Origin of the sequence: Clostridium sp. MSJ-8, assembly GCF_018918325.1 — a bacterium.
Lineage (GTDB): Bacteria > Bacillota > Clostridia > Clostridiales > Clostridiaceae > Clostridium.
On the sequence record NZ_JAHLQH010000029.1, the window covers coordinates 66,257 to 87,020 of the forward strand.

General features: G+C 28.6%; 17 protein-coding genes. 5 read left to right on the forward strand and 12 right to left on the reverse strand.

The window, feature by feature from the left end; translation table 11 throughout:
• Positions 1–49: 49 nt before the first annotated feature.
• Positions 50–676 carry a hypothetical protein gene (locus tag KQI77_RS05880; RefSeq protein WP_216389343.1) on the reverse strand — a complete coding sequence of 209 codons (627 nt, stop codon included), beginning with the start codon at positions 674–676 and terminating at the stop codon, positions 50–52.
• A 50-nt stretch (positions 677–726) separates the two neighbouring features.
• On the reverse strand, positions 727–1,032 hold the full coding sequence (locus tag KQI77_RS05885) for a DUF5658 family protein (protein ID WP_216389344.1): 306 nt from the start codon (positions 1,030–1,032) through the stop codon (positions 727–729).
• A gap of 219 nt (positions 1,033–1,251) precedes the next feature.
• On the opposite strand from KQI77_RS05885, the gene KQI77_RS05890 reads away from it, so the two are divergent.
• The 3 genes from KQI77_RS05890 to KQI77_RS05900 are packed head-to-tail and all read left to right on the forward strand — an operon-like array spanning position 1,252 to position 3,266.
• Positions 1,252–2,163: a DUF5685 family protein gene (locus KQI77_RS05890; RefSeq protein WP_216389345.1), complete on the forward strand. Its 912-nt coding sequence runs from the start codon at positions 1,252–1,254 to the stop codon at positions 2,161–2,163.
• Positions 2,150–2,758, forward strand: coding sequence for a J domain-containing protein (locus tag KQI77_RS05895; protein WP_216389346.1), 609 nt, complete (start codon positions 2,150–2,152; stop codon positions 2,756–2,758). The genes KQI77_RS05890 and KQI77_RS05895 overlap by 14 nt, the downstream gene beginning before the upstream one ends.
• Before the next feature lie 25 nt (positions 2,759–2,783).
• Entirely contained in the window at positions 2,784–3,266 is a 483-nt protein-coding gene (locus KQI77_RS05900) for a hypothetical protein (protein ID WP_216389347.1), read from the forward strand.
• Between the two features lie 109 nt (positions 3,267–3,375).
• On the opposite strand, the gene cls is transcribed toward KQI77_RS05900, so the two are convergent.
• Genes cls through hydE form a run of 3 tightly spaced genes read right to left on the reverse strand, consistent with a single transcriptional unit; the run spans position 3,376 to position 7,178 of the window.
• Positions 3,376–4,893, reverse strand: coding sequence for a cardiolipin synthase (cls, locus tag KQI77_RS05905; RefSeq protein ID WP_216389348.1), 1,518 nt, complete (start codon positions 4,891–4,893; stop codon positions 3,376–3,378).
• 27 nt (positions 4,894–4,920) lie between these two features.
• Complete coding sequence (gene hydF, locus KQI77_RS05910) at positions 4,921–6,111, reverse strand: [FeFe] hydrogenase H-cluster maturation GTPase HydF (RefSeq protein ID WP_216389349.1); 1,191 nt, start codon at positions 6,109–6,111, stop codon at positions 4,921–4,923.
• A gap of 14 nt (positions 6,112–6,125) precedes the next feature.
• Positions 6,126–7,178 carry a [FeFe] hydrogenase H-cluster radical SAM maturase HydE gene (hydE, locus tag KQI77_RS05915; RefSeq protein WP_216389391.1) on the reverse strand — a complete coding sequence of 351 codons (1,053 nt, stop codon included), beginning with the start codon at positions 7,176–7,178 and terminating at the stop codon, positions 6,126–6,128.
• 208 nt (positions 7,179–7,386) lie between these two features.
• Here hydE and KQI77_RS13270 point away from each other — a divergent pair, with 208 nt between their 5' ends.
• A complete protein-coding gene (locus KQI77_RS13270; RefSeq protein ID WP_367397279.1) occupies positions 7,387–7,932 on the forward strand; it encodes a DUF6512 family protein in 546 nt (181 codons plus the stop codon).
• Positions 7,933–7,941: 9 nt separating this feature from the next.
• On the opposite strand, the gene KQI77_RS05920 is transcribed toward KQI77_RS13270, so the two are convergent.
• On the reverse strand, positions 7,942–8,649 hold the full coding sequence (locus KQI77_RS05920; RefSeq protein ID WP_216389350.1) for a LiaF domain-containing protein: 708 nt from the start codon (positions 8,647–8,649) through the stop codon (positions 7,942–7,944).
• A gap of 334 nt (positions 8,650–8,983) precedes the next feature.
• On the opposite strand from KQI77_RS05920, the gene KQI77_RS05925 reads away from it, so the two are divergent.
• Complete coding sequence (locus KQI77_RS05925; RefSeq protein WP_253289360.1) at positions 8,984–10,537, forward strand: ClC family H(+)/Cl(-) exchange transporter; 1,554 nt, start codon at positions 8,984–8,986, stop codon at positions 10,535–10,537.
• A gap of 125 nt (positions 10,538–10,662) precedes the next feature.
• Here KQI77_RS05925 and phoU read toward each other — a convergent pair whose 3' ends face one another.
• The 6 genes from phoU to KQI77_RS05955 form a co-directional block, all read right to left on the reverse strand.
• Complete coding sequence (phoU, locus tag KQI77_RS05930; RefSeq protein ID WP_216389351.1) at positions 10,663–11,319, reverse strand: phosphate signaling complex protein PhoU; 657 nt, start codon at positions 11,317–11,319, stop codon at positions 10,663–10,665.
• Between the two features lies 1 nt (position 11,320).
• The gene (gene pstB, locus KQI77_RS05935) at positions 11,321–12,073 is read right to left on the reverse strand and encodes a phosphate ABC transporter ATP-binding protein PstB (protein ID WP_216389352.1); all 753 of its coding nucleotides are present in this window, start codon (positions 12,071–12,073) and stop codon (positions 11,321–11,323) included.
• 21 nt (positions 12,074–12,094) lie between these two features.
• On the reverse strand, positions 12,095–12,961 hold the full coding sequence (pstA, locus tag KQI77_RS05940) for a phosphate ABC transporter permease PstA (RefSeq protein ID WP_216389353.1): 867 nt from the start codon (positions 12,959–12,961) through the stop codon (positions 12,095–12,097).
• 1 nt (position 12,962) lies between these two features.
• Positions 12,963–13,790, reverse strand: coding sequence for a phosphate ABC transporter permease subunit PstC (gene pstC, locus KQI77_RS05945; protein WP_216389393.1), 828 nt, complete (start codon positions 13,788–13,790; stop codon positions 12,963–12,965).
• Between the two features lie 41 nt (positions 13,791–13,831).
• Positions 13,832–14,677 (reverse strand): substrate-binding domain-containing protein, encoded by an 846-nt coding sequence (locus KQI77_RS05950; protein ID WP_216389354.1) that lies wholly within the window; start codon positions 14,675–14,677, stop codon positions 13,832–13,834.
• Between the two features lie 333 nt (positions 14,678–15,010).
• Positions 15,011–20,407: a glycerophosphodiester phosphodiesterase family protein gene (locus KQI77_RS05955; protein ID WP_216389355.1), complete on the reverse strand. Its 5,397-nt coding sequence runs from the start codon at positions 20,405–20,407 to the stop codon at positions 15,011–15,013.
• Between the last annotated feature and the right edge of the window lie 357 nt (positions 20,408–20,764).

The window sequence follows — 20,764 nt, forward strand, 5'->3', positions numbered from 1 at the left end:
ACATAAATATAATACACTTTTAGCTTAAAATAATAAACTTAAATAATTCTTAAGTTATTAGATTATCAAATACACATATATAATCTAGTTTCTTTAATATATCTCTATATTGTGGTTTAATAAGTTCATTATCATACAATTCAACATATGGAATTCTCTCTATATCTACATTCAATATATCAATATAATTGTCTCCATATATATGATATAGCATGGCTGTAAGTTCAATCTCTATATTCTTATAATTCTCCATATCACCAAGAGAAATATTATATATATCCTTGTTTACCTTCTCTATTATTCCATAAATCATATATATATAATTAAGTTCCTTGAGAGAAAACTTATGGTTTAATGTTGCAATTGCATTAGAATAATTCTTATTAATAGGTAATAAAAATAAATATTTCTCTTTATGTTCACTAAGTCTAATAGTTCTAATACTCTGATATATAGCTGTAGATATATCTAATCGAATAATATTAGCATTATCACACAATTCCTTAAGTTTAAAGCTCTCTTCAAATCTTCTATTATCATCAGTAATAAGCTTCTCATGGTTTATCTGCTTATTATACATAGTCTTATTAATTATATAACTAAAAAAAGCACCTACTAATGAGCCTATAATAATAGATATAGCTGATATAATAGATGTTATTATAGGTATGGGCATAAAATTTCCTCCTTGTTACATGATATATTTTATTATGCCCACTTTTTTTATTATAATACCTTAATCATCCAATAAATGTGACTTACATTTATTAATGTATAGAAAATAAGAAGCATGGTTATTAATATATTACATATCTTTTTCTGCCTTTCATCTGCTTCTTTAAGACGTATATATAAATATATCAGTAGAAATAACACAATAAATACTTTTACAATTATGGTAATTAGCTTGTTAGGTATAATCATATTCATAATACCATTAGCTTCTATAAATTCTCCTGTATCTAACAACTTATAAGTAAATATTATATCTGTAACATTTAGAATATATAAAACTATACATTTTACAAGCATTTTCTGCCCCCATTTTATTGATTAGTATATATATACTGAACATTATTTAAGAATATTTATTATAACTTTGTAAATTATTTATAATATTTTAAGTTTATTTTCAGAATAAACAGGTATATTAAATATGATAAAAACATTAAACATTAAACTTTTCCATTGAGAATAAATTGCTTTTTATGTATAATGATTAATATTATAATAGAGTTAAAGGAGATTTCTATGTTTGGATATGTTATTCCTTTAAAACCAGAATTAAAGATTCGTGAATATAATACTTTTCGAGGATATTATTGTGGAATCTGTCATGAAATCAAAAAAAATTATGGCAACATTCCAAGGTTATCATTAAATTATGATATGACTTTCTTGGCTATATTTTTAGATGGATTATGTGAAACTAAAATAGAAGCAATTAATAAGAGATGTATATCACATCCTATAAAGAAACCAGCAATTATATATAATAATCCTGCTATAACTTATGCAGCTAGTATGAATGTTTCTCTATCATACTATAAAATATTAGATGATGTTAATGATGATAATAACATAAAAAGCAAGTTTTTATTACATATTTTATCACCTTATAACAAGAAGTTTACAAAAGATATTCTCTATATTAATAAGATTATTGAAAAGGAACTCAAAAGGCTTTCAACACTTGAAAAGACAAAAAACTTTTCTTCCTTAGATGAAATATGTGATCCTTTTAGCACAATAGTAGGTAAAATTCTAGAACTATATCCTAATTCATTATATAATGATAGTATTGATAAGCGAGAACTCTTATACAAATTTGGATATACACTAGGAAAATGGATTTATCTAATTGATGCTTTAGATGACTTAGAAGAGGACATGAAAGAAGGTAAGTTTAATCCCGTTGAATTCTTATTCAATGAATCGAATTTCAACTATATTCAACTTAAAAATTCAATACAAGAACGTATTGAATTCAACATTTTAAATTGTGCATACAATTGTGTGGATATATTTAACAAACTTGAATTTAAAAAAAATAAAACTATAATTGAAAATATTCTATCATTAGGTATGATGGACAAATACTTAAAAGTTTTAAATAACATAAAAGAAAGCAAGAAAGGAAGTGCTTTTAATGAACCCATATGAAGTACTAGGCATAAAACCTGGCGCAAGTCAAGAAGAAATAAAAAGTGCATATAGAAAATTAGTAAAGCAATATCATCCAGATCAATATAGAGATAATCCACTTCAAGAATTAGCTGAAAAAAAATTAGCTGAAGTAAATGAAGCATATCAAATGTTAACTAATGGAAATGCCTCATCTAACTCAAATAACTATTCTTCTAATTCTTATAATAATACAAGTAATGGAACTGATGATTCAATGTTGCAACAAGCAAGAGCATATATATCAAGAGGTAATATTGCTGCTTGTGAGCAAATACTATCTAGAGTTGGTACTAGAACTGCAGAATACTACTATTTAACTGGTATGTGCCATTTACAAAGAGGTTGGTATGACTCTGCCCTTCAGAATATACGAACTGCATGCAATATGAATCCTAACAACATGGAATATAGACAAACATTAAACAAACTTCAAAATAGAACAAATAATTATAGCAATCCATATTATAAAACTACTAGTAACGCAGATGATGCTTGTAATTGTTGCTTAAATCTATGGTGTTTAGATTCTTTATGTGAATGTATGGGTGGAGATTTAATAGGTTGCTGTTAAAATAAAAAAAGAAAAGGTGATTATTATGAAAAGCAGCAAATTAGCAATTGGCGGAATAAGTGTTGCTCTAAGTTTAGTTATTTTATATTTAACAAATATAATTCCAATAAACACATTAGCTATATTAACTATAGTTTCTAGTATTATTCCTATTACAATAATAAAAACAGATATTAAAACTGCAATAATGGTTTATATTATAACAAGTATCTGTAGTTTTATGTTTTTACCAATAACATATTTAATTATGTATATAGCAATCTTTGGTATATATGGTATAATAAAATGCTTTATAGAAAGACTTCATAATACTTCTTTAGAAATATTATTGAAACTTGTTTTTTTTAATATAATTTTAGCTATAGTATATTTCGCATTACCAAGTGTATTAGGTAACATAAAGGTTTCTATATTGCTTATGTTCATTGGTGCTAATATTGCATTTTTAGTATATGACTATGCTCTTACTATAGTAATTACTTATTTCTTAGCCAAATTTAACAAATAGAACACATATAAATATATAAGGTCTTTTCCATAACCCTGTTGAAGTAATTTATTAGATAACATTACCATTATAACTTCAACACTTTCATGGAAAAGACCTTATAATATTTTTATAACAATGGTGAAAACACTCTAATTATTGATCTTAAAATCTTATTACTCCATTTCACCTTTTTGGTATCTTCTAAAGTAATGAATTTACTCTTCTCCATAGTTTCTATAAAATCCTTTTTAATGTCAGCTACTGTTTTTGTTTTATATAATAAGGTTCCGCATTCAAAATGTAAATATAAAGCCCTATAATCTAGATTAATTGTACCTACAGTTGCTATCTTATCATCTGCAACAAAATTCTTAGAATGTATAAAACCAGGTGTATATTCATATATCTTTACACCAGCTTCTATAAGTTGTGCATAATATGCTCTTGTTACTATATGTACATACCATTTATCTTCCTTATATGGAGTAATTATTCTAACATCAACACCACTTTTGGCTGCTAATATAAGTGATGTAATTAGTTCATTGCCTATTATCAAATAAGGAGTTGTTATATATACATATTTTTTAGCCTTGTTAATTATATTAAGATATACATTCTCTCCTATGGATTCTGGTGTAAGAGGATTAGCTCCATAAGGCATTACATAACCATCAGTCTTAAAAGCTCCTTCATAATGAATATGTGGCCTATATAAATTAATATTGTCTGCAGATTCGCCCCATATCTTCAAGAACATCAATGTGAAAGTCCATACAGCTTCTCCATTAAGCATAATCCCTGAATCCTTCCAATGACCAAACCTTTCTACTTCATTAATATATTCATCTGCTAAATTTATACCACCTGTAAACGCTGTGTGCCCATCTATAACCACAATCTTTCTATGGTCTCTGTTATTTACAACAGCCGAAATAATAGGAACTACTTTATTAAATATTTTAACTTTAATGTTATATGACTCTAATACCTTATCATAATGATTTGGTAATTTAGCTATACATCCAAAATCATCATAAATAACTCTTACTTCTACCCCTTCTTTAACTTTCTCCTTCAACACCTCGAGAACAGAATTCCACATCTTACCTTCTTCAATAATAAAATACTCTAGAAAAATATATTTCTTGGCCTTCTTAAGTTCTCTCATAAGAACTTCAAAGAAATCCTCTCCTGGAGAAAGATATTCTGTAGTTGTATTCTTATATACTGGATATCCATAATTCTTATATAGATAATTCACTTGTGCAATTATTGTACTTGTTTCATTCTCTAGCTCTTCTAAAACCTGTTCATCCTGAGAAAAACTACCTCTATATTCATTATCAATCTTATCCATATATTTCTTTATATGCTTTGCAACTTTATTACCACCTAGAATAATATAAAACAAACCACCAAACAATGGTAAAAAGGCCACTAGTATAATCCATGCTAATTTAAAGGATGGATTGTCTTTCCTACTTACAATATAAATAACTATTATAATACTAAAAACTTGAAAAAATGCATAGAAATAAACAAATGATTCGTTTAATTTAAGTATTCCTAAAACTAATATTAAAACTTGAATAAAAACTAAAACTACAGTAATAGCTAGTCTACTAAATAATACCTTTTTCAAAATCCCCCTCCTAACTAAATGTAAATGTTATATATCAAATATTTTCTTACTTCTATCTAGTGTATTAGTTAAAAATGATAAAATGACCCCATAATTTGTTATTGGAGTATTGTTCTCTTTACATAACTTAATCCTATTAATTATTGTCTTTCTATTAATCATACAGCCACCACAATGGATTATAAGTTTATACTTATTGGTATTCTCTGTAAAATCATACCCAATCTTATAATCATAATTAAGCTTTCCCCCTACAAAGTTATTAAGTAGCCTAGGAATCTTAACTCTTGCAATGTCTTCATGAGATACATTGTGTGTACAACTCTCAGCAAATAAAACATTATCTCCTTCTTTTAATGTTCTAACTGCTTCTACACCCCTTATAAATTCTTCTATGTCGCCTTTTTGTCTTGCAAATAGCATAGAAAAGCTAGTAAGCTTAATATTCTCTGGAACAATCTTATTAACCTTCTTAAAAGCTTGTGAGTCAGTAATCACTAAATCAACATTATTAAGATCTGTAAGGGCATCTTCTAGTTCAGTATCTCTAACTACATAACTCTTAATACCATTGTCTAAACAATCCCTTATACATTGAACTTGTGGTAATATAAGTCTTCCTTTAGGTGCTTCTGAATCAATAGGCACAACTAATATAACACTAGAGCCATAAGGAACCAAATCTTTAAGAAGTGACACCTCTTCTGAATCCTTCTCTACTATATTTATTATTTTTTCCTTTAGTGCTCCTATAGATAGTTTATCTTTACATGAAATAAATATACTATTAGGATAATTTTTTTTCAAATTTTCTATATCCTTTTGTGATATCATGTCTGTTTTATTTATAACATCAACATATGGTATATTATATTTTTTGAAATTATGTACAGTTTCTATAAACTTATCGTCATCTAAATCTAATATATCTCTTACATATATCGCAATATCTGCTCTTTTTAAATATTCATATGTTCTTCTTGTTCTAAGTTCACCAAGTTCAGTATCATCACATAATCCAGCAGTATCGATAAATACAACAGGTCCAACTGGTATCAATTCCATTGACTTTGATACTGCATCTGTAGTTGTACCTTTCTTATCTGAAACTAAGGAAATATCTTGCCCACATATTGCATTAATAAGAGAAGATTTACCAGAATTAGTTTTACCAAATATTATTATATGTTTTCTGCTTCCTTTTGGTGTAGCATTCATCTACAAATTCCTCCTTAGTTTTGTTTTTTTTGCCAAGCTATATTATCGCCTCTACTTATTTCTAGTTCAAATCCTGCATGATTAATTCTTTTTTCAATACAATTTCTGCACTCTGCTGCTTCATCACCTGTACATATCTTACCATCATACAATGAATATTTTTCTCTCACATAAGTAGGTGATAAATTTGGCATAACTACATTAGCTCCTGCTTTTAATCCAAGTTCTCTTCCAATTGGATTAATACTTCCAAGAGCTGTTGTTGCAGGAAGTAACACATCTGGTAACATAAGTCTAATAAGTGATAACATTATCAAAGTCTTTTCTAATGTACCTCCTATGCAATTTCTAAGAGGCGTATCTTTATGGGGTATAAACGGTCCTATACCAACCATTGCTGGTTCTAACTCTTTTAAAAAATATAAATCCTTTACTAAATCCTTAGTAGTTTGATTAGGTAAGCCTACCATAAACCCTGCTCCAACTTGATATCCTATTTCTTTTAAATTATATAAACATTTTCTTCTATTAGCATAATCAGAATTAGGATGTAAGCTTTTATATAAATCCTCTGATGCTGTTTCATGTCTTAAAAGATATCTGTCTGCCCCTGCATCAAACATCTTCTTATATGATTCATAGCTTCTCTCCCCAATGGATATTGTTACTGCACAATCTGAATATGTATTTTTTATTCTTCTTATTATATCTATCATAACTTCATCTGTATAATAAGAATCCTCTCCACCTTGAAGTACAAAAGTTCTATACCCTAAACTATACCCAAGCTTTACAGCTGACATAATCTCAAGTACTGATAACCTATATCTATCTGCATTAGAATTATCATGTCTTATTCCACAATAGTTGCAATTTCTAAAGCAATAATTAGTGAATTCAATTAAACCTCTAAAATATACCTTATTGCCATAATATTTTAGAGAAGTTTTATGTGCCATCTCTGTTAAATATTCTTTCTCTTGAAAATTAATATTATCTATTAAATATTCAAGCTCCTCTTCTGTTGCTTCATGGTAAGTATATAATTTTTTTATTATTTTATTTATATCCATACCGTTAAATTTTCCTCCTACTTAAGTTTTATTACTTCATTATAGCATAATAGGTAAATATTTTTTATATATTTTAATGAAGAACTTTTTATAAGGAGAGTATCTATATGTAAAAAATTTATCAAAAATAATTTAATACATCCATATATAACATAAAGGAGGGAAAACTGTTTCTATCTCATTTTAGATACAGTTATATATTATGAATAATGTTATTAAATTAAAACCAAGTAATAAATTCATATTTAAATACACAATAATAAGTATTCCTTTAATTATTGCACTTGCATTTATTAATCATTTTGCTTATGATTGGTTATTTAAAATTGAAATATTGAAAATAATTTTTCCTAGTAATGAAAGTGTATTTGAACATTTAAAACTATGTATCTATCCTACAATTATTTCTTATATAATTCTCGGTTATATAATTTCAAAAAAAGCTAGCATTAACATATCAAAACCTATAGTTTCTTTAACATTTTCAATAATCACAAATATATATATTGTTTTATCTCTATATTACATTGCTTCTTTTGGTCTTGATATTCATTCATTACTATTTGATATATCAACAATTATTATAGGAACTATTTTAGGCCAACTAATAGCATATCACTTATATGCTTTTTTGCCTGATAAAAGTAAAATTTTAACTATTTCCTATACAATCCTGCTTATAATTATATTTTTTACTACTTATTTTTCATTTAATCCTTTAAATCTTCCTATATTTATAAGTAATTAAAAATAGAGACTATTTTTTAGTCTCTACTTTTATCTTTCTATTTCTTATATCAGTTGCACCAAATATACTTGTAGCACTTATATATATAGTATGTGCATTTATATCTTCATTTTGTTCTGTCTTATTACTAGTTCCACCAAAAATAGGCACACTTGAAACCTTTACCTTGCAATTTCTTGGTGTAATAATTGTTGAAGCACCAAATACTGAAACAACATCTATTTTTATATCTTTATCGATAATGGCATCTGTTAAATCAAAAGTTGCTCCTCCAAATACAGATAAGACTTCAGCATAATCAAGAACTTCATTAGGATATTTTGTTTCATGGCCTCCAAATATTGCAACTATGCCAGCCTTATTATCTTTGTCTGCATTAATACTTTTAGGTCCATTTTTTTTCTTTGTTCCAACTAGCATAACCCTAATACCTACAATAACTAAGATTATAGGAATTATTAATTTCTTCAATATTTCCATAGGTAAACAATCTAGACAAGTTATAAATAAAAATATTCCTATACATAACGCAATTATATTATCTGTATTAGGTCCATTTTGAATCATACTTATTATACTAGGTATAATTATAAACAAAGTCCACCATCCATCAAAAAACAAATTAAAATCCCATAAATCTAATGCATTTCCTCCTAATCCTACTCCAATAATTATGAATAATAGCCCCCATAATATGTTTCCAAGTTTATTTTTCAAGAAAATCCCCCCTTAATTAATATTTCAAACTCCTTTTACTACATATTACCATAAAGTCCATAGTTAAGCAAAAAAAGAAAATCACATATCATAAGTAGGACTGATAGTGATTTTCTTTTTTTATATTAATTTTTAGGGGTTTGGTAAAATAGGATAGATTTGTTAACACAAAAGAAAAAAGGAGCCAATACTTAAATAGTATAGACTCCCTTGTCTCTTCACATTGTTAACTTAATGTTAGTATAGCATAATTATAAATATTATGTCAATCGTTTCAAATATTTTTTTGGCAAACAAGATATTTTCATAGTATAATGTATGAGGGTGATTAACATTGGAAAAAAATTTACAATACATAACTGGAGATGAAACACGAAAATTAAAATTAATAATGAAATCTTTAATTGTCGGAATTTGCACCTCTATAGTAACTATTATATATAGGTTTTCTCTTATATATGCTGAAAAAGGTTCATTTTACATTTATAAATTTGTAAAAGATAACCCAAGATATATAATAATCCTATTTATCTTCCTCGCTCTACTAGGCTATATAGTTGGAAAAATAATCGAAAAAGAACCTTATAGTAGCGGTAGTGGTATTCCTCAAGTAAAAGCTTTTATGGGGGGATATTTAAAAAACAGACCTATAAAGACTATCATAAACAAAATAATAGGTGGTTCTTTGTCTATATTATCAGGTTTATCCTTAGGTCGTGAAGGCCCTTCAGTTCAACTTGGTGCTTGTACTGGAGATTATTTAAGCAAAAAATTTAAAAGTAGTAGATTTGAGAGAAGATTACTCATGAGTAGTGGCGCAAGTGCTGGATTATCTGCTGCATTTAATGCCCCACTTGCTGGTGTCATATTTTCACTTGAAGAAATTTATAAATATTTTTCTCCTTTAGTGTTAATATCAACTATTGTTGCAGCTGTAAGTTCTGATTTTATATCAAAAGAAGTATTTGGATTAAATCCTGTATTTTCATTTAATGATTGTGCACCTATTCCACTTAATAAATATTGGGTGCTTGTTATTCTTGGTTTATTATGTGGTTTCTTCGGTGCAATTTATAACAAAACAATTGATATTTGTCAAAAACTATACGGAAAAATAAAACTAAAACCTTCTATTAGAATGATTCCTGTATTTTGGATTTCAGGGATTATAGGACTAACTATTCCTACTATATTATGTGGAGGTCATAGGTTACTTGAAGAATATACCTTATCTAAAGGAATTCTTATTTTAATAGTTTTAGTAGCTTTTAAATTTATATTTTCTATATTTAGTTTTGGTTCTGGTGCTCCAGGGGGAATATTCTTTCCACTACTTATAATAGGAAGTGGCATAGGTGCCATATTTGGTTCTATATGTATAAAATATCTTAATATTGATCCAATATACTTTAACAACTTTATCATACTAGCAATGGCAGGATACTTTACAGCAATTGTAAAAGCACCTATTACAGGTATAATACTTATTACTGAAATGACTAGTTCATTAAGTCATCTATTATCCTTAACCATTGTTTCAATATTAGCTTATATTGTATCATATGCAATGAAAACTACACCAATATATGATGATCTTTTAGATAATCTGTTGAAGAAAAACAATTTAGAAGATTATCATGTAAATAGCAATAAAAAAATTATTATTAATTCAGTAGTACATTATGGTTCAAAGGCTGAAAATATTTTAATAAAAGATATGGGCCTTCCTGATGATACTTTAATAGTATCTATTAACAGAGGTGATAAAACAATTCTTCCAAAAGGCAACACACTAGTTAAAGCTGGAGACACAATTATGGTAATAACTGATCTTAAGAATGAATGGAGAACACGTAATTATATAGAAGACCTTACTGCAATTGAATAATTATATTTAAATAAAAATCTCAAACAAAAAAGTTAGCTAAATGTTGTAGCTGCATAACCTTTTTCAAGTTTACAACATTTAGCTAACTTAATTCTTATATATTTATAAAGTCAAAATGTATTATGTTATTTATTTTGGTAATCTTTATGCACTCCTTTTATTGCATACATAGCCCATTCTGCAATATTAGTTGCATGATCACCTATTCTTTCGAAATATTTTGCTATCATTAATAAATCAGTTGCTTGCTCACCATTATCAGGATTTTCATGAATTAAATTAATTAATTCTTTTTTTACACTTGAAAACAAATCATCAACAACATCATCTTGAGCAATTACACTTTCACATAATTCAACATCTCTAACTATAAATGCATTTATGCTGTTAACTACCATTACTGATGTTTCTTTAGCCATTTGCTTAATATGATCTAATTTTTTGATATATTTTTCATTAGTCAATAATAAAACTATCTCTGCAATATCTGATGCTTGATCACCTATTCTCTCCATATCAGTTATCATCTTAAGTATTGCTGATATTGTTCTAAAATCTCTTGCAACTGGTTGATTACGAAGAAGAAGTTTTAAACACAAGTTTTCAATATCCTTTTCTTGATGATCTATTTCTGCATCAAACTCTATAGTTTTTTGTGCTATTTCCGCATCTTGATTAACCATAGAACTTATAGCCATTTCTATAGCTTTTTCTATCAAGTTACCCATTTCTACCAATTCATCATTTAATTGTTCTAGCTTTCTATCAAAATCGTTACCCATTTTAGCCGAACCTCCCTGTTATATAATCCTCTGTTCTCTTATCTCTAGGCATAGAGAACATGTCTCCAGTTTTTCCATATTCAATAACTTCACCTAATAAGAAAAATGCTGTTTTATCAGATATTCTTGTTGCTTGTTGCATATTGTGAGTTACCATTATTATTGTATAGTCTTTTTTTAGTTCCATAACTAAATCCTCTATTTTAGATGTAGATATTGGATCTAATGCTGATGTAGGTTCATCCATAAGAATTACTTCAGGAGAAACTGCAAGAGCTCTTGCTATACATAACCTTTGTTGTTGTCCACCAGACATACCTAAGGCAGACTTTTTAAGTCTATCTTTAACTTCATCCCATATAGCTGCTTGCTTTAATGATTTTTCTACAATTTCATCTAATGCAGCTTTTGAACGAATTCCATGTGTACGTGGTCCATATGCTATATTATCATATATGCTCATAGGAAATGGATTAGGATTTTGGAATACCATTCCAACTCTCTTTCTTAAATTATTAACATCCATATCTCCATATATATCTTCACCATCTAGTTTTAAACTACCAGTTATTTTACAACCTTCTACTAAATCGTTCATACGATTTAAAGATTTTAAAAATGTTGATTTTCCACAACCTGATGGTCCTATAAATGCTGTTATTTCATTTTCTTCTAGCTTTAGATTTATATTTTTTAGTGCATGAAAATCACCGTAATACAAATCCATTTTTTCAATATCAAATTTCGTACTCATCATTAATCTCCATTCTATCTTTTACTTTTGAGCAAATTTCTTCGCTATAAATGTTGAGATCATATTAATAAATATAACCATTACTAACAATACTACTGCTGTAGCAAATGCTTCATTAGTGTGTAGTCCTTCTCTTGATAAACTATACATATGAACAGACAATGTTCTTACTGAAGAAAATACACTCTTTGGAACTTGTGCAAATGTTCCTGCTGTATATATAAGTGCAGCTGTTTCCCCAACAATTCTTCCTACAGCAAGTATTATTCCTGATAAAATTCCTGGAATTGCAGATGGAAGAACTACTTTAAATACAGTTCTTAATTTGCCTGCTCCAAGACCAAAACTTCCTTCTCTATAAGACTTTGGAACTGCAAGAAGAGCTTCTTCTGTTGTTCTCATTATAGATGGAAGCACCATAATAGCTAAAGTAAATGCTCCTGCAAGCAATGAATAATCCCAATGCAGCTTAGTTACAAAGAACAACATTCCAAATAAACCAAATACTATTGATGGTATTCCTGATAATGTTTCAGTTGTTACCCTTACTAATGAAACAATCTTATTACCTTTTTTAGCATATTCCACAAGGTATATTGCTGAAAAAACTCCTAAAGGTGCTGCTATAATAAGTGTTAATCCTGTCATTAAAAGAGTATTTATTATTGCTGGCATCATTGATACATTATCTGAATTATATTTCCATGCAAATAAAGAAGGTTTTAAATGAGGTATACCCTTTACTAATATATAAACAATTAAAAATCCAAGTACTGCTATAGTTAAAATGGCAGCTAGATTAGTAAGTAAAAACATAATAAAAGATCCTGGTCTTCTCTTATAATCTTGTAGCTTTTGCTTAAATGTTCTAGTATTAATTGCTTCCATACTAGCTCACCTTCTTTCTTTTTAATATTGAAAATGCAAAGTTAATTATTAAAATGAATACAAAAAGTACAACACCATTTGCTATAAGTGCTTCTCTATGAAGATCTGTTGCATATCCCATTTCTATAACTATATTTGAAGTTAATGTTCTAACTCCTTCTAATATACCTTTTGGCATTCTAGCTTGGTTACCAGCAACCATTATAACTGCCATTGTTTCTCCTATTGCACGACCTATTCCCAAAATAACTCCTGCAAGTATTCCTGATTTAGCAGCAGGAAGTACTGTTAAGAAAACACTTCTCTCGTGAGTTGCTCCTAATGCTAAAGCACCTTCATAATACTTATTAGGTACGGCTCTTATAGCTGCTTCTGAAACACTAGTTACTGTAGGTAATATCATAATTCCTAACAATATAGAGGCTGTAAGCATACTATTTCCATTGCCTCCAAATAAATTTCTTGTCATTGGAACTAATACACATAACCCAAAGAAACCATATACTACAGAAGGTATACCTGCTAATAAATCAATTCCTGGTTTAATTATCTTGTATACTTTATCTGAACAGAATTTTGCCATAAATACTGCTGTTAATATTCCTATAGGTACTCCTATTAATATAGCTCCTGCTGTAACATATATACTACCCATAATCATTGGTAATACTCCAAACTTATTGTTCGAAGGTCTCCAAAGTTCACCAAATGTAAAATTACCAAATCCTATTTTCTTTATAGCTGGGATACCATTAGCAAAAAGGAAAACACATATTAACACAACAGCCACAATGGATATACATGCTGCCAGAAGAAAAAGCATTTCCATTGCTTTTTCTTTTATGGCATTTTTATTTCTTGAAGTTCCTTTTATTTTACGTCCTTCCAACTTGTAACACCACCTGTATATATTTCTTTAACGTTATCTGATGTAATATCTGATAATTCATTTTTATTATTTACAATTACTGCTATACCATCCATTGCAATTGTAGTACTCTTTAATCCTTCGCTTGTTTCACTATCTTTAAGATCTCTTGAAGCCATTCCAATATCACAAGTTCCATCTATTGCAGCTGTCATACCTGTAGTTGAGTCACTTTCTTGAATTTCTATAGTTGCACCAGTATTTACTTTTTCATATGCTTCTTTTAATTTTTCCATAACTGGTGTTACTGAAGAAGAACCAGCAACTACTATCTTACCTTTTGCTCCATTACTCTTGAAAGAGCCATCAGAAACTGTTATATAACCAGCATCACTTATTACTTTTTGTCCATCATCACTCATTATATAATCTATAAAATCTTGAGCTACTTCACTTACATCATCTTTTGTTGCTATATTAAACGGTCTTGATATTTTATAAGTACCATTTTCAATATTTTCTGCTGTAGCTTCAACTCCATCTATTGAAAGTGCTTTTACTGAATCATTTAATGAACCAAGTGATACATATCCTATTGCAGATTCATCACCTTTTACTGTAGTCATCATAATTTCTGTATTATTTGTTATAATTGCATCTTCAGTTGTTTTATCAACTTTTTCGCCATTTTCTTCTTCTTCAACTCCAAATAATTCAACAAATGCACCTCTTGTACCTGAACCATCTTCTCTAGATACAACTGTTATAGAATCTGATCCAGATCCACATCCTGCTATGCATCCTCCTACTAATAAACAACTTAATAACATACTTAATTTCTTTTTCATATTCTTCCTCCATCCCACTGATATTAAATCAGTGAATCATTATTATTTGTTTTTTCACTTCATATTCTCTATGTTGAACTGAAGTTGTTGTTTTCTAAGTACAAGATTATTATATGAACCTTGAGTAAAATCTATATTATGGCTATGTTAAAGTAATGTTAAAAAGAAACATAAACTAGTTCAAAAAAATAAAAGACCTTATAGTAAGAATAAATCAAAACTATAGAATATATATTTTTGAGATAGAATAATTGATTTATATAAAAAAATAGGGTTGTCGCTAGCAGTTTTTAACTGCTAATACGACAGCCCCTTGTCTTTTTTTATTCTTGATTATTCTATTTCTACAATAGTTTCTCTAGATATTATATTTCCATTGCTATCCTTTGCTGTGTATTTAACTGTATAAGTTCCAGATTCTGATAGCTTAACTCTTGCTTCTGTTTTAGATGAATATCCTCTTAAATATTGAGTATTACCATCTTTTATAACTTCGAACTTATATCTTACATTATCATATGATGAAGTAGCCTTAGCATTTAACTTTAATACCTTTGTGTCATCATCTAATTCAGCATTGTATGAATCAATTGTTAAAACTTCTTTTACATTCATGATACTAGATTTTACTTTTATAGTACCTTTTTCATCTCTGACTTTATAGTATACTTTATAAGTTCCAGACTCTTCTGGAGTCCATGCTGCTGTATTCTTATCACTATAATTTTGAGTAAATACGCTCTTACCATCCTTTTGAACTACTATTCTATAATCTTTATTTCCAGAACCACCCTTTGCTTTTAATCCAAGATTAACTACACTATCTACTCTTCCATCTTTATCAGATATTATACTAGATATCTTTAATTCTGAATTAACAACATAAGTCATGCTCTTATTAACTAATCTACCTTTTTCATCTTTTACCTTATAATAGATCTTATATGTTCCAGCTTCTTCTGGTATCCATGTTGCTGTATTCTTATCACTATAATTTTGAACAAATACCTTCTTACCGTCTTTTGCTACAACAAATCTGTATTGTAATTCTCCCTGTCCACCTGTAGCTAATGTACTTAACTCTATAGAGTCTTTTACAACTGCATGTTTTGATTCTATACTTGTTGATATACTATCTACTGTTATATCTTTTTGAGCTACTGTAACATCTATTGGAGTACTATATAATACGTAGTTATCATCAGTTCCATCATTTAATTTAACAACTGTCTTAACCATTATAGAAGCTGTTCCTTCTTTTAATCCTACTATATTGTTATCCTTATCTATTGATATAACTCCATTATTTTCTACTGGTATTACCTCTACATCAACATTCTTAGTTTCACCTTTATAAGTAGTTCCAATACCTTTAACATTAATTTTTTCTCCTAATGCTACATCATAAGAGCCTTCTTCTGTTGTTACATCACTTAACCAATTAGATGCCCATTGAGAGTAATTAGTAGTTAATCCATATACACCATTTAAGAATGCTTCTTTAAATGAGCTATAATTATTATATGTCCATGGCCATACTGTCATTCCTCTATGCTTTAATTCTTCTACGATTTCTTTGTTTATACATCCATAAGATGGATTAAATGTTGAGTTCTGACTTCCTGTATTAATAAATACATTGTTTAATCCTTCTGTTACAGCTCCATTTACACCTATACCATTTAAGAAACCACATGATGCCCATGGCATTAATTCTTGCATTCTTTGAATTTGATCCTTATTGAATGAGATTGTTACTGTGTTTTCTTCCACACCCATCTCTTCAACTAATTTCTTAAGAGCTGGAACTATCTTAGGATTAGCAGACTTTAATTCTACAAATACAACTCTATCTGTTCCTTGTGTTAATTCAAATAATTCTCTAAGTGTTGGTATCTTTGCTTCTGGATATTCAACTGGATATTGTTTATTAACATTTAATGCTTTTAATTCTGCAAGAGTATAATCTTCAACACGTCCTGTTCCATTTGTTGTTCTATCAACAGTATCATCATGCATTATTACTAGATGATCATCTTTTGTAATATAGATATCACATTCTAGTGCTTTAGCTCCATCATCTTTAGCTATCTTATATCCTTCCATTGTATTTTCTGGTGCTTGTGATGGTGTGCCTCTATGTCCTACTATTATAGGTTCTCTTATTATAGAATTCTTATCATAAGTATTATATATAGAAACTAATTTATCAAAATCTGATGTTACTATACCATTTACTCCAGAATTGATTAGATTATATAATTCTTTATTACTATTATTATTTGCTTGACTCCATACAGATATCAATCTAAGTTGCATATATTCAACAGCATCATTAGTTATTATGCTCGAATCTAGCAATGCAGTCTTAGCTTTACATGAATTAGTAGCCTTTATAATTTCCATCATTCTATCTTTTGTTAGTGCTTGTGTATCATTAAACTTCAATACTCCTCTTATACTTGTACAAGCTGTTCTTATAGAATTGATAATGTCTGGATTCTCAGAAATAATAGTAGCATCTATTATTTTATTTTCATTGAAATAATTTGCTAATTTTTCAGCAGCTACTGTACTATTAACTGTAATTACTGGAATTGCCTTATTCTCTAATTTGTTTATGAATTCATCTATTGTCATTAGAACTTTATTATCACTTGATACTATTTCAAGATTATCATTTACTGTTCCCATAACATTAGCAGGAGCTGTTTCATTATCTACTACTGACATATCACTTAATGAATTTACTGAGCTTACGCTAGTTGGTGCTAAGCTTATATTATTATTTATTTCTTTTACATCAACATATCTATCTGAATCAGTTTTTGGTAATTCACTTTCTCTTAAAGTAACCTTTATATTATCATATTTCACCTTACATCCATTTGTTTGGAATCCAATACCACCTGTTTGATATTCTGTTGCATTTGAAGTAGCTATCATTAATTTATCATTAATGTATTCCTGAACCTTATCTCCAAATACTTTTATATTGAATTTATAAGATGTATCTCCTTTTAGTGCTTCAGTATATGAATGTGTATTCATTACATTCCATGTGTTAGATGTTGTTCTTTGAGCAAATTCAACGCCATTAGTAGCTGTTGCATTTTGTCTAACTGCCATTTGGTAATATTCATATTTTGGTTCATCTTGAATTCTATACATTATAGAACACCATCTACTACTTTCATTTGCAGATAACATCTGAACATCTGCTGATATATCATAATTATTAAACATATATAGATAATCAGGAAGAGATACTCTTTGAACTTTTGAAGTTGCATCTAATACTAATGCTCCATCTTCAACCTTTGAATTAGTACCTTCAAGTCTAGAATAACCTGCAGGCAATTCTCCATCAGCAACATTATCGAAGTTTGTTTCATATAACACATATTGATCTTCATCAGCATTCTTTGATAATACTAATAACTCACTTGTTACTCCATCTTTTTCAACTTGTAGCATATGTGGACCTGATTCTGTTACAGTTAACTTACCATCAGATATTGTATACCATGATGAATCTCCTGTTAGTTGTAATTCAGATGCTTTTAATTCTGAACTTGTACCATCTTCTAGCGTTCCTTCAAATACAATGTCATCTAAGTTAATGCCTTCTTGAGTGTTAGTTTTAATATATTTATCTTTAGCTTCTAATTTAGTTACCTTGTTAACTTCTTGATTATTAACTAATTCATTAATATATAACTTATATACTTCATCATTATTTAATGCCTTACTATATAGCTTAGCTGAAGAAATTTTTGCTTTCGAGCAATATTCTATTCCTCCACTTGTACTTACATCTGCACCTATACAATATCTTTGCATTAATCCACTTGGATACAATATGCTTCCTGGAGCAGTTAAACTACTTTTTAATTCTCCATTTACATATAGTTTTAACTTATTCCCATCATATGTTCCTGCCAAGTTTACATATTCATTCTTATCTACTACTGCTGAAACTATCTTATATGAATTAGAACCATTATTGCTAACTCTAACCCAAAATTCAACTTTCATATGATTAGCATCACCTGATATTGGTGAAACTTCATAACACATACCAGAACTTTGAGTATTTCCGAATACATCTTCTACTCCAGTAATGCCATCAAGCTTAACAGTACAAGCCATAGTCATATCATTTCCCATTTTCTGATACTTACTATCATCAAATTGATATTGATATGCTGATGATCCATCAAATGTTGCTATATTCTTATGTAATGTATCATCATAAGAAATAACCGGATTACCAACAACCTTCATTGAATTATTTGTTTCTGATGAATCTTTTCCTTCGTTATCCGAAAAATCAACATCTAACATATCTGCACTTGGAAGTTCTACTTTTGCTAACTCCTCATCAGATGGAATTTCCCAACCCTTAGCTGTTGTAAATGTTGTAGATATAGTATTAGTACTCTCTAAACCATACGCATTAAGTGCAGTTACTTTTACTTCATATTCTGTTCCTGCTTTTAATCCTTGGAAAGATTCAGTTAATGTATCGCTCATTGGTAAGAAATAAAATTCTGACCATATCTTTTGACTACTATCTATTTCTCCAGTAGCTTTATTAATGAAATCAAATCTATATGAATGAACTATCTCATCATTATTATCCCCTATTGGATCATCTATGTCAGCTTGATCTATTGTTAATGTACAACCATTTTCATCTATATTTGAAGCTTTAACTGCTGCTTCAGAACTAAAGTATGGAAGTTTACTTGTCTCTGCTCTATCATCTGTATATGTGAATCCTTCCTTGCCTTTTGCTGTATCAAAAACCCAATCTTCTCCTATATATTTTCCAGATAGTAAATCAAGTTTTCTTACTCTTACTTGAGTTCCTGTTACATCTAATACCATCATCTGATAAGCATCTCCTGCATTTGGAGGAATTGTTCCATATTTCATTCCTGACTCCAATTCAAAGTAGCTTGTTGTTGATGTATTAATTGCTGTAAAATCTTCTTGATCTATACTAAGTGGATCATTTAATGGATAATGAGAATGTCCTGAAAAATCAACTACTTGAGGATAATCATCTAATACATCCTTTAAATCTGCAGTATACCAATCATCTGTACCATAGCATGTATCCTTTATCCCATGATGTTGGAATACAAATATAGGCTTAGTTGGATCTTCCTTTGTAGCTTCTTCTAATTGTTGTCTTAACCATTCTTCATCAAGCTTATAAGTACTACCCCCATATACTTCATCACTACTACGTGGACTTAATGTTATAAAATGATATCCGTTAATAACAATATTTTGCTTAGGATCATTACCTGTTGCATAAGTAAATAATTCTTCTGAATCACCCTCATGATTTCCCATAGAAGCAATTAGCTTTAATGAATCGCTTTTGTTTTCACTTACAATATTCTTAAAAGTTTTATATTGTGTTCCTGAACCATTGTCAGTTAAGTCCCCTACTATTGCAAGTGCATCCATATTTTCATCTAATTCATTTATAGTTGAAAATACATTTTTTAATCTGTTATTTTCCTTTGTCTTATTTGGAGCCACATGAATATCACTTATTACTGCGAATCTTAAATCTGGATTTCCTTCTAGCTTCCCATAATTTTGTGTAACCTTGGTAGCTGCATTAACTCTTATACTTGGCAATGAACTACTTAACATAGATCCTGTGATCAATGCTGCAGTCAGAATTGATATTATTTTTTTTGATTTCATTAATTATATCCCCCTTTGTTTCGAATACAACTACATTATAGCTATACATCTTTAAATTTAAATTTTATTGGGGTTAAAATATATTAAGAGTTATTTATATATTATTAACATATTGTTAACTATTTTATTGCCTACTATTGCTACTCCACCAGATGATTTTGTCTTTCCTAATACTGCGTTCTTTATTATTTTCAATATCTATATTATAATTACCTGAACTGACTAGGACTATAGCTATTATTATCAATATATCTTAATGCTTATTATATATTTTTCTATACATTAAAAAAAGAAACATCATAAATATAACGTAAACTAATATCTGCATTTTAGCATTACTTCTTAGTTTAGCTATAT

What these genes read in the sequence shown, in the direction of transcription:
- KQI77_RS05880 (WP_216389343.1), bottom strand. Translation starts at nt 676, where the DNA reads ATGCCCATACCTATAATAACATCTATTATATCAGCTATATCTATTATT.
- KQI77_RS05885 (WP_216389344.1), bottom strand. Translation starts at nt 1,032, where the DNA reads ATGCTTGTAAAATGTATAGTTTTATATATTCTAAATGTTACAGATATA.
- KQI77_RS05890 (WP_216389345.1), top strand. Translation starts at nt 1,252, where the DNA reads ATGTTTGGATATGTTATTCCTTTAAAACCAGAATTAAAGATTCGTGAA.
- KQI77_RS05895 (WP_216389346.1), top strand. Translation starts at nt 2,150, where the DNA reads ATGAACCCATATGAAGTACTAGGCATAAAACCTGGCGCAAGTCAAGAA.
- KQI77_RS05900 (WP_216389347.1), top strand. Translation starts at nt 2,784, where the DNA reads ATGAAAAGCAGCAAATTAGCAATTGGCGGAATAAGTGTTGCTCTAAGT.
- hydF (WP_216389349.1), bottom strand. Translation starts at nt 6,111, where the DNA reads ATGAATGCTACACCAAAAGGAAGCAGAAAACATATAATAATATTTGGT.
- KQI77_RS13270 (WP_367397279.1), top strand. Translation starts at nt 7,387, where the DNA reads ATGAATAATGTTATTAAATTAAAACCAAGTAATAAATTCATATTTAAA.
- phoU (WP_216389351.1), bottom strand. Translation starts at nt 11,319, where the DNA reads ATGGGTAACGATTTTGATAGAAAGCTAGAACAATTAAATGATGAATTG.
- pstB (WP_216389352.1), bottom strand. Translation starts at nt 12,073, where the DNA reads ATGAGTACGAAATTTGATATTGAAAAAATGGATTTGTATTACGGTGAT.
- pstA (WP_216389353.1), bottom strand. Translation starts at nt 12,961, where the DNA reads ATGGAAGCAATTAATACTAGAACATTTAAGCAAAAGCTACAAGATTAT.
- pstC (WP_216389393.1), bottom strand. Translation starts at nt 13,790, where the DNA reads ATGGAAATGCTTTTTCTTCTGGCAGCATGTATATCCATTGTGGCTGTT.
- KQI77_RS05950 (WP_216389354.1), bottom strand. Translation starts at nt 14,677, where the DNA reads ATGAAAAAGAAATTAAGTATGTTATTAAGTTGTTTATTAGTAGGAGGA.
- KQI77_RS05955 (WP_216389355.1), bottom strand. Translation starts at nt 20,407, where the DNA reads ATGAAATCAAAAAAAATAATATCAATTCTGACTGCAGCATTGATCACA.